This window comes from Bowmanella yangjiangensis, from assembly GCF_017255015.1.
Lineage (GTDB): Bacteria > Pseudomonadota > Gammaproteobacteria > Enterobacterales > Alteromonadaceae > Bowmanella > Bowmanella yangjiangensis.
The window spans coordinates 1-1,326 of the sequence record NZ_JAFKCS010000230.1 but is presented as its reverse complement, the minus strand read 5'-3'; the positions used below and the strand labels follow the sequence as shown (position 1 = coordinate 1,326).

Annotated in this window: 2 protein-coding genes; both read left to right on the top strand. The window is 64.3% G+C overall.

Features of this window, described 5'->3' with window-relative positions:
- Positions 1–523: acyl-CoA thioesterase (locus J0A65_RS23585; protein ID WP_206596718.1), on the top strand; the 523-nt coding region annotated here is incomplete at its 5' end.
- A 114-nt stretch (positions 524–637) separates the two neighbouring features.
- The gene (locus J0A65_RS23580; RefSeq protein WP_206596717.1) at positions 638–1,159 is read left to right on the top strand and encodes a P-loop NTPase family protein; all 522 of its coding nucleotides are present in this window, start codon (positions 638–640) and stop codon (positions 1,157–1,159) included.
- Positions 1,160–1,326: the final 167 nt, after the last annotated feature.

Sequence of the window (1,326 nt, the reverse complement as noted above, 5' to 3'; positions counted from 1 at the left end):
AACGCTTCAACCGCTGACCCCGACCCGGCGCAGTGGCTCAGCCGCTGCGCCGGGTTGCGCAACTGCGCGGTTCCAGGCGCACAGTACGTCCAGCAACGCCCAACCCGAGACCTTCCCCATGAGCTTTGTAACGAAGCGACGAATTCTCTTCGGCGACTGCGACCCGGCCGGCATCGTCTACACGCCACGCATCAGCTACTTCGTCATCGAAGCGGTACACGACTTCCTGGCTCACGCCCTTGGCGGGCCGGCCATACGCGAAATCTTCGCGATGGGCATTCTGCCTCCCGCCCGCGCGCTCTCGATCGAGTTTCTGGCGCCCATGGCCTGGGACGAGGTCATCGACATCGAGGTGCGCAGCGGCGATCTCACCACCAGCTCGTTCTCCTTCTTCGTCGAGGCCCGCAATGCCGCGCGCGACGTCACCTTCCGCGCCACCCTCACGCAGGTAGCCGTGTCCCCCGAGAGCAAGCGCCCCATCCCGCTGCCCCAGGCGCTGCGTGACGCCCTGAGCGCGACCTGACGCCCCACGGCGACCCGACACGCGCCTGCATGCGGCGTTTCTGCAGTACCCAGGCGCCGGGCAGCCGTGCAATCATCCGGCACAACGCAGTGCACGCGAAGGGAATGATGAGGCATGAAACGGATAGCCGTTTTCGGCAAGCCAGGTGGCGGCAAGTCCACGCTGGGCAGGAAACTGGCACAGGCCAAGGGCCTCGAGCTGTTCCCCCTGGACCTGATGGCCTACCGAGCCGACGGAACCAAAGTGTCGAACGAGGAATACGACGCGGCGCACCGTGCCATTCTGGGCAGGGACGGCTGGATCATCGAAGGTCTGGGCACGCTGGAGTCCTTCTGGCAACGGCTGGAATCCGCAGACACGCTCATCTACGTCGACCTGCCGTACTGGCAGCACTACTGGTTCACCTGCAAGCGACTGCTGCAGAGCGCATGGGTGAGACCGGAAGGCTGGCCGCAGGGCAGCTCTGTGCTGAAAGGCACCCTGGCGAGCTGGAAATACCTGCGCCTGTCACCACGCTTCTGGACCAGCGCCTTGCTCGCCAGGATCGAGGCAAGCGCCGCCGGCAAGGCGCTCTACCACTTGCAGTCGACCGCAGATATCGACGCCTTCGTCAACGCGCATACGGTGCGCCGCTGAACACGCGCCAACCGATCAACGGCAAATTCAATCCCTCGGTAGCCATCACCATGCCCTTTCCAGCCCATGAATACGACGCACTGATCAGCCTCAAGGGCGTAGGCCCGACCGTCGTTCGGCGACTCGAACAGATAGGTTTCAACTCACTCGGTGAACTGGCCGAAGCC

What these genes read in the sequence shown, in the direction of transcription:
- J0A65_RS23580 (WP_206596717.1), top strand. Translation starts at nt 638, where the DNA reads ATGAAACGGATAGCCGTTTTCGGCAAGCCAGGTGGCGGCAAGTCCACG.